This is a genomic window from Microbacterium sp. K35 (assembly GCF_004794375.1).
Classification (GTDB): Bacteria; Actinomycetota; Actinomycetes; order Actinomycetales; family Microbacteriaceae; genus Microbacterium; species Microbacterium sufflavum.
Map to the genome: position 1 here is coordinate 1 of NZ_SSDM01000232.1, position 7713 is coordinate 7713.

At 70.2% G+C, this 7713-nt stretch carries 8 protein-coding genes; 4 read left to right on the plus strand and 4 right to left on the minus strand.

The features are described from left to right. Positions 1 to 144 precede the first annotated feature (144 nt). The 4 genes from DW299_RS08755 to DW299_RS08770 all read right to left on the minus strand — a co-directional run bounded on the left by DW299_RS08755 (position 145) and on the right by DW299_RS08770 (position 3436). Positions 145 to 633, minus strand: coding sequence for a SprT-like domain-containing protein (locus DW299_RS08755; protein ID WP_136032277.1), 489 nt, complete (start codon positions 631 to 633; stop codon positions 145 to 147). 43 nt (positions 634 to 676) lie between these two features. Next, entirely contained in the window at positions 677 to 1204 is a 528-nt protein-coding gene (locus DW299_RS08760; RefSeq protein WP_136032279.1) for a hypothetical protein, read from the minus strand. A gap of 82 nt (positions 1205 to 1286) precedes the next feature. Further along, positions 1287 to 2147 (minus strand): spermidine synthase, encoded by an 861-nt coding sequence (locus tag DW299_RS08765; RefSeq protein ID WP_136032281.1) that lies wholly within the window; start codon positions 2145 to 2147, stop codon positions 1287 to 1289. A 29-nt stretch (positions 2148 to 2176) separates the two neighbouring features. Next, positions 2177 to 3436 (minus strand): LCP family protein, encoded by a 1260-nt coding sequence (locus DW299_RS08770; protein ID WP_136036356.1) that lies wholly within the window; start codon positions 3434 to 3436, stop codon positions 2177 to 2179. Positions 3437 to 3586: 150 nt separating this feature from the next. Between DW299_RS08770 and DW299_RS08775 the strand changes: the two genes are divergently transcribed. The 4 genes from DW299_RS08775 to DW299_RS08790 form a co-directional block, all read left to right on the plus strand. After that, entirely contained in the window at positions 3587 to 4876 is a 1290-nt protein-coding gene (locus DW299_RS08775; RefSeq protein WP_136032286.1) for a sugar ABC transporter substrate-binding protein, read from the plus strand. 15 nt (positions 4877 to 4891) lie between these two features. Further along, positions 4892 to 5866, plus strand: a complete 975-nt coding sequence (locus DW299_RS08780; RefSeq protein WP_136032289.1) for a carbohydrate ABC transporter permease — start codon at positions 4892 to 4894, stop codon at positions 5864 to 5866. Continuing rightward, positions 5863 to 6696, plus strand: coding sequence for a carbohydrate ABC transporter permease (locus DW299_RS08785; protein WP_136032291.1), 834 nt, complete (start codon positions 5863 to 5865; stop codon positions 6694 to 6696). The genes DW299_RS08780 and DW299_RS08785 overlap by 4 nt, the downstream gene beginning before the upstream one ends. After that, positions 6693 to 7713, plus strand: a 1021-nt coding sequence (locus DW299_RS08790) for a glycoside hydrolase family 3 protein (RefSeq protein ID WP_136036357.1), incomplete at its 3' end; no start/stop codon positions are given. The genes DW299_RS08785 and DW299_RS08790, both read left to right, overlap by 4 nt.

Genomic DNA, 7713 nt, shown 5'->3' on the forward strand with positions numbered 1-7713 from the left:
GCGGGACGGCGACGGCCACGCGTGCCCCGGAGGCGTCGGCGGCGGACGATCCCGCCGAGGCGCCGGAGTCGCGCGACCCCGATCCCGCCTGAGCCGGGTCACGGCGGACGGCGACTGCGCGGAGACTTGGAGCCGCGGGCATCGTCAGCGCGGCAGCTGCGCCGCGAGTCGGGCGTCCGTGGTGATCTCGCGGCGTGTCCAGGCGAACAGGTGCCGGGAGTCGAACGTGCGCGAGCACCGGGCGCACGAGGTGGCCCGCGTCGGGCGGCGGTGGCGATAGGTCACGTGCCCCGCGGGGCAGTGCCCCACCCACGGCGCCAGCTCGACCGCGGTCTCGCCGTGGTGGGTGGTGCCGCCGACGTAGCCGAGGTCGGCGGCGACGCGTTTCCACGCGGGGCCGTGCGCCGCCGCGTGACCCGCGAGCGCATGGGCCACCTCGTGCAGCAGGACCTGGTGGATCTCGTCGTCCTCGAAGCGGGCGGCGAGGTAGCGCGATACCGTGATGCGCTTGTTCGTGTAGTCGCACTGCCCGGCACGGCGCTTGGCATGGTCGAAGTCGAACGTCCAGCTGTCGTCGAGGTGCAGCCGGATCAGTGCCTCGCCCCAGACGCGCACTCGGGTCAGTTCCGCCATGGGCTCAGGGTAATCCACGGCGAGGACATCGGGGTGCTGCGGCTCAGCCCGCGATGAGCTGCGACGGTCGGTGCCGTTCGGCGGCCTCGATCGCCAGCAGCACGGTCTCCAGCTCGCTGTCGGCCGCGCCCGACTCGCGCCGCAGGAACAGCGACTGCTTGAAGCTCTCCCGCGCGGTGTCGAAGTCGCCGGCCTCGTAGGCGTTCTTGCCGTGGTGCTGGTAGGCGAACGCGGCGATCGACAGCCAGCGCTGCCCCTCGGCCTCGGAGGCGCACGTGGCCAGCTCCTGCTCGGCGGCCGCATGGGCGCCGCGGTACTGCAGGATCGTGGCGTGCAGCACGCGGGCGCGCAGCACGTCCCGGCGGGTTCCGGCCATCCGCGCCTGGCGCACGGTCTCCTCGGCGAGCACGAGCGCCTCGTCGAGACGGTCGAGCACCTTCAGCAGCCACACGCGCTCGAGCAGTGCGGGCAGAGAGCGCTGCTCCTCGATCTCGGTCAGGCGGGCAGCGCACTCGTCGAGATCGACCAGTTCGCGGAGGGTCTCCCGGTCGTAACCCCGGATCAAACTCATTGCTCTCCTTCTGATGCGTCCCCGCCGCGTCCCCGTCCAGTGTGCCTGGCGTCTGCGCGGTCTCGAAGGCGGCGCGCCCTGGTCAGCGCAGGAACAGCGATGCGTCAGGGCGGGGCGACGCGACGGCGTCCGCGTCCGTCACGACGCGAGCTCCCTGGAGGAACGCCTCCGCCTCCGCGCCCTGGGCGATCTTGGCGGGGTGGGGTCCGGCCGCGAGCAGTCGCGGCAGCCACTCGGTGGGCAGCGGCGCGGCGGATGCCGCGAGCACGAGGTTGCCGAATCGCCGTCCCTTGAGCACCTGCGTGTCGGCGAGGATGCCGAGCTCGGGCAGCACGGCGGCGATGGTCGCGGCCTGGCGCCGGGCGAACGCGAGCCCCGGTCCGTCCGCGACGTTCACCAGCAGCACGCCACCGGGGGCGAGCAGCCCGGAGAGCTCGCGGTAGAACTCGACGCTCGTGAGATGGGCGGGCGTCTGCGCGCCGGAGTACACGTCCGACACCACGAGGTCGCAGGCGTGGTGCAGTGCGGCGGGCAGGCGCCCCACACCCTCCCGTGCGTCGCCGATGCGCAGCCGGATGGCCGCGCCCTTTGGGAGGGGGAGGTGCTCCCGGACGAGCTGCACGAGCGGTGCCTCCAGCTCGATCACCTGCTGGCGCGAGCCGGGTCGCGTGGCCTCGATGTAGCGGGGGATCGTGAGCGCGCCGGCACCGAGGTGCACGGCGGTGAGCGGACCGGCGGGCAGCTGGTCGATCACGGCGCCCATCCGCACGATGTACTCGAAGTGCAGGTGGGTCGGGTCGTCGAGGTCGACGTGCGACTGTGGGGTGTCGTCGACGATGAGCTCGAAGCCGCTCGTGAACTCGGAGGGGACGATGCGGGCGATGCCGCCGTGATCGAGCCGGGTCTGCGGGTGCTCGGTGTCTCGCGCGCGCGTCCGGCCCATGCTCCGAGCCTACGCGCTGCGCCGACCGCTCAGCGCTGGTTGCCGACCGCGCACGTCTCCTGCTCGAGCGTCTGACCGGAGACGTCCGGGGGCAGGGTGGCCCGCGCGTCGGGCGTCTCGGTCGGCGCGGGGGTCGCGGCGGTGCCGTCGGTCTCGCCCGGCGCCGGTGTCACGAGCTCCACGCCGCGGCGGGTCGCCACGTCGCCGGTCAGCTGCAGCGGCTGTCCGGACTTGATGGCCGCCCACAGCTGTTCGGCCGCGGCCTCGTTGGGCACCACGCGGTCGTCGTCGTCGGGGTCGACCACGTTGGGGTACTGCACGAAGACGAAGTCGCTGAACTTCACGTCCTTCAGGGCGAGCGCGAGCTGCGCGAGCCGGAGCGGGTCGTTGAGCGATTCGCTGGGGTCGATGTTGTCGGCCACGGCGTTCGCGATGCGCAGCACCTTCGGCACATCGGTGAGCGTCTCCTCGCTGAGCACCTTCTTCGCGAGGCGCGACATGTACTGCTGCTGGTTGGAGATGCGTGCCAGGTCGCTCTCGTCGCCCACGCCGTGCCTGGTGCGGATGAACTGCAGTGCCTCGACGCCCGACACGGTGCGCATGCCCGCCGGCCAGTCGATGCCCGTGTGCCGGTCGCGGATGCCCTCTCCCGCGATGCACACCTCGACGCCGCCGATCGCGTCGGTCACGGCCATCACACCGTCGAAGCTGATGGCGGCGGCGAACTCGATCGGGATGTCGCCGAGCGTGCTGACGGTCTTCGCGACGCACGAGAGCCCGGCGTGCTCGAACAGGGAGTTCATGCGCGCCTTCTGCATGGCCGATGCGACGGAGCCGTCGGGCCGGGTGCACTCCGGCACCTCGACGCCGAGGTCGCGGGGGAGCGAGACGACCGTGACGTTGCGGGGCTCGGCCGAGACGTGCACGAGGAGGGTGACGTCGTTGCGGCGGAGTCCGTCGGCCTCTTCGCACCGCTCCGCGAACAGCGCGGTCGCGCGCTCTCCGCACTCGTCCGTCCCGGCGATCAGGATGCTGAAGGACTTGTCGGCGGGGTAGGCGCCGATGGTGGGCGGGTCGACCTCGGGGGCTCCCTCCAGCACCACGGCGTCGTCGCCGATGCGGGCGAACAGGTCGACGATCAGGAACGTGCCGACGCCGATGACGGAGACCAGCACGACGGCGAGGGAGATGCCGAGGAGCCGGAAGACCCGTCCGGCGGTGCTGCGCGTGCGCTGCGGGGCGTGGCGGGCGATGGTCGGGCGATCGGCGTCGTGTCCGCGGCGTGGCATAGGCGCGAGCCTACCGGCGGAGGCCGATGTTACGGGGGTGTGACGATTCTGGGAGGAACTTGCAGCGAATTAGTTAGTCGTGGATACTTTTTCCTATCCCCCGGTCTGCACCCGATGCCTACCTGGACTTTTCAAAGAGGAGATCCCTTCATGCACAAGCGCATTCTTCCGGCAGTGGCGCTCGGCGCCGCCGCCACGATCGCCCTGGCCGGCTGTGCCGGCGGCAGTGGCGACAACGGCTCGGCCGACGGTGAGGGCAAGGAGCTCACCGTCTGGATCATGAAGGGGACCAACCCCGACGCGACCGCGTTCTACGACAAGGTCTCCGAGGCCTTCGAGGAGGAGACCGGCGCGACCGTCAAGATCGAGGAGATCCAGTGGGCCGACGCCCACGACCGCTTCGTCACCTCGATCGCCGGCGGCACCACCCCCGACATCGCCGAGACCGGCACCACCTGGACCGCCGAGTTCGCCGACGCCGGCGCGCTCCTCCCGATCGACGAGTACGTCGACGGCGAGAAGGGCCTGCGCGACGACCTGGTCGAGGGCCTCTCGGTCGCGGGCACGTACGACGACGAGCTCTACGGCATGCCGTGGTACGCCGGCGTCCGCTCGATCGTCTACCGCACCGATGTCTTCGAGGAGCTCGGGCTCGAGGCTCCGAAGACGTGGGACGACATCGTCACCGCGGGCGAGGCCATCAAGGCCGCCAAGCCCGACATGCTGCCCTTCCCGGTCGCGGGCGACGCCGAGTTCCAGGTCTACCCCTGGGTCTGGGGCGCCGGCGGCGAGATCGCCACGAAGGACGGCGACACCTGGACGAGCGAGCTGGACAGCGCCGAGTCGCAGGCCGGCATCGAGTTCTACACGGGCCTGGCCACCGAGCACGGCTTCTCCTCCGCGGGTGCCACCACCTGGAAGGAGACCGACCTCCGTGACGCGTTCACGCAGGGCAACGTCGCCATGATGCTCTCCGGATCGTGGACCCCGAACGCGCTCGTCGAGGCCAACCCCGAGCTCGAGGGCAAGATCGGCGCCGCGGTCATCCCCGGCCAGGACGGCGGCATCGCCCCGTCCGTGCTCGGCGGCTCGCACCTGTCGATCTTCAACACCACCAAGAACGCCGACCTGGCGTGGGAGTTCGTCAAGCTCATGACCACCGGCAAGTTCGCCGAGCAGTGGTCGGACGAGACCGGCTACTTCCCGGGCGTGCAGTCCGCGATGGAAGAGGCCCTCGCCTCGACCGACCCGCTCGTCGCCCCGTTCGCGGAGCAGATGGTCGACGGCGGCGCGTCCGTCCCGGTCACCCCGAACTTCGGCGCCGTGCAGGCGAAGAAGACGACCAACGCCATGATCCAGGCCATCCTCAGCGGGCAGAAGGACGTCGCGACCGCGACGAAGGACGCCGCTGCGGAGATGACCGAACTGCTCAACCAGTAAGGAACCACTCCTTCCATGTCGATGGTGCAAGCGCCACTGCCGGCCACGAAGGCGGAGTCCACCTCCGCCTCCGTGGCCGGCGGCCGGAAGAAGCGAGGACTCTCGCTCGTCACGGCCCGTCCCTGGCTTCTCCTCGCGCCCGGGCTGATCATCCTCGCGGTGCTCATGCTCTGGCCGCTCGTCCAGGTGTTCATCTACTCGCTGCAGGACTACGGACTGCGCGAGATCAACACCGGCGAGAACAACTGGATCGGCCTGGACAACTACGTCGAGGCGCTCACCAACCCGACCCTGTGGACGGTGGTGCTCCCCAACACGGTCGGCTTCGCGGCCGTCGCGGTGTTCACCACCGTCGCACTCGGGACCCTGGTCGCGCTGCTGCTCGCGCGCCTCGGCACCGTGTGGCGCACCATCGTGTCCAGCTGCATCATGGTCGCGTGGGCGATGCCCGCCGTGACCGGCACCTACGTCTGGACGTTCATCTTCGATGCCGACCGCGGCATCTTCAACTCGGTGCTCCAGGACCTCGGCCTCATCGACGGCCAGGTCAACTGGTTCACCAACCAGTGGTCGTTCTACGCGATCGTGCTGCTCAACGTCGTCCACCACGGCTTCCCGTTCGTGGCGATCACGGTCCTCGCCGGGCTCCTCGGCGTCTCGAAGGAGATGCTGGAGGCCGCGGCCCTCGACGGCGCCGGTGCGTGGCGCCGGTTCTGGAAGATCATCTTCCCCACGCTCAAGCCCGTGTTCTCGGTCGTCATCATCCTGTCGACCATCTGGGACTTCAAGGTCTTCGCGCAGGTCTACCTGATGCCCGGCGGCAGCGGCGGCAACCGCCAGGTGCTGAACCTGGGCGTGTGGTCGTACGTGGAGTCGTTCGGGCAGAACCGCTACGGCTTCGGCGCCGCACTCGCGGTGCTGCTCACCCTCGTCCTGATCGGCATCACGATCGTGTACATCCGGTCGCTCATGAAGGAGGACGAGCTGTGAACCCGCGCCCCCGGCTCCGCTCGCGCATCGGTCTCGGGATCGGCGTCGCCGCCGTCCTGATCTTCACGCTGTTCCCCGTGTACTGGATGGTCTCCAGCGCACTCGACGGCAAGGCCTCCAGCGGTGGACAGTCGCTCCTGCCGCAGGAGTTCACGTTCGACAACTTCGCGTTCGTGCTCACCGAGGGCGGCTTCGGCACCTACCTGCGCAACTCCGCCATCGTGGCGCTCGTCACGGTGCTCGTCAGCGCGCTGGTGTGCCTGCTCGCGGCGGTCGCCGTCGCGCGCTTCCGCTTCAAGTTCCGCACCACGATCCTCATGATGATCCTCGTCGTGCAGATGGTGCCGCTCGAGGCGCTCGTGATCCCGCTGTTCCTCCAGGTGAAGAGCCTCGGCCTGCTCAACAGCATCATCGGTCTGATGGTGGTGTACGTGGCGCTGTCGCTCGCGTTCGGAATCTGGATGCTGCGCGGCTTCGTCGCCGCCGTGCCCGTCGAGCTGGAGGAGGCCGCGTACATCGACGGCGCCAGCTGGTGGCGCATGTTCCGCTCGGTGCTGCTGCCGCTGGTGATGCCGGGTCTCGTCGCGACCAGCATCTTCAGCTTCATCACCGCCTGGAACGAGTTCATCTTCGCGATGACGATCCTCGGTGCCCAGACCGACCAGTACACGGTGTCGATCGGCCTCAAGTCGTTCTTCGGCCTCTACTCCAACGACTGGGGCAGCATCATGGCCGCATCGACCATCATCACCGTGCCGGTCATGATCTTCTTCGTGATCGTGCAGCGTCGGCTCTCCGCCGGCATGGTCGCCGGGGCGGTGAAGGGATGACCGACGAGCTGGAGCGCCTGGCGAACGGCGTGCTGTGGCCGGGCTTCCTCGGTACGGAGGCGCCCGCGTGGCTTCTCGATGAGCTGCGCGATGGACTGGCCGGTGTCGTGTACTTCGGGCAGAACGTCGGAGAGGGGCTGCCGGCGCTGAGCGCCCAGATCCTCGACGCGAACCGCGCGGCGCTGATCGGCGTCGACGAGGAGGGCGGCAGCGTCACGCGCCTGGAGTCGGCCACCGGTTCCACGCTCCCCGGCGCGGCGCAGCTCGGCACGCTCGACGATCTCGTCGCCTCGGAGCGCACCGGTGCGGAGCTCGCCCGCCGCGTGCGGGCGGTGGGCGGGAACGTCGTGCTCGGCCCGGTCGCCGACGTCAACACCGATCATCGCAACCCGGTCATCGGCGTGCGGTCCTTCGGCGCGGACACGGAGCTCGTGTCGCGCCACGCGGTCGCGATGCTCGACGGCATCCAGGACGGCGGGGCGGCGGCGTGCGTGAAGCACTTCCCGGGTCACGGCGACACCCACGTCGACTCGCACCATGTGCTGCCCCGGATCGACCTCGACCTCGACGAGTACGAGCGCGAGCACCTGGAGCCGTTCCGTGCCGCGGTGGAGGCGGGCGTCGACGCCGTCATGACCGCGCACATCGTGGTTCCCGGGTGGGGCGACGCTCCGGCGACCCTCAACCCGCGCGTGCTCGGCATCCTGCGCGACTGGGGCTTCGACGGCGTGATCATCACCGACGCGCTCGACATGGCCGCGATCCGCGAGACCGTCGGGCTCGGCGGCGGCGCGGCACGTGCCCTCGCCGCCGGCGTCGACCTGCTGTGCATCGGCAATCCGACCAACCCCGGCGAGGCGGCGCTGCCCGACCAGGATCTGCGCGACTTCCGTGCTGCGCGCGACGGGATCGTGGCTGCGCTGCGCGACGGCTCGCTGTCGCGCGAGCGCGTGGAGGAGGCCGCGGGACGCGTGGCCGCCCTCGCCGCGAAGCTGCAGGCGCAGGCCGCCCGCGAGC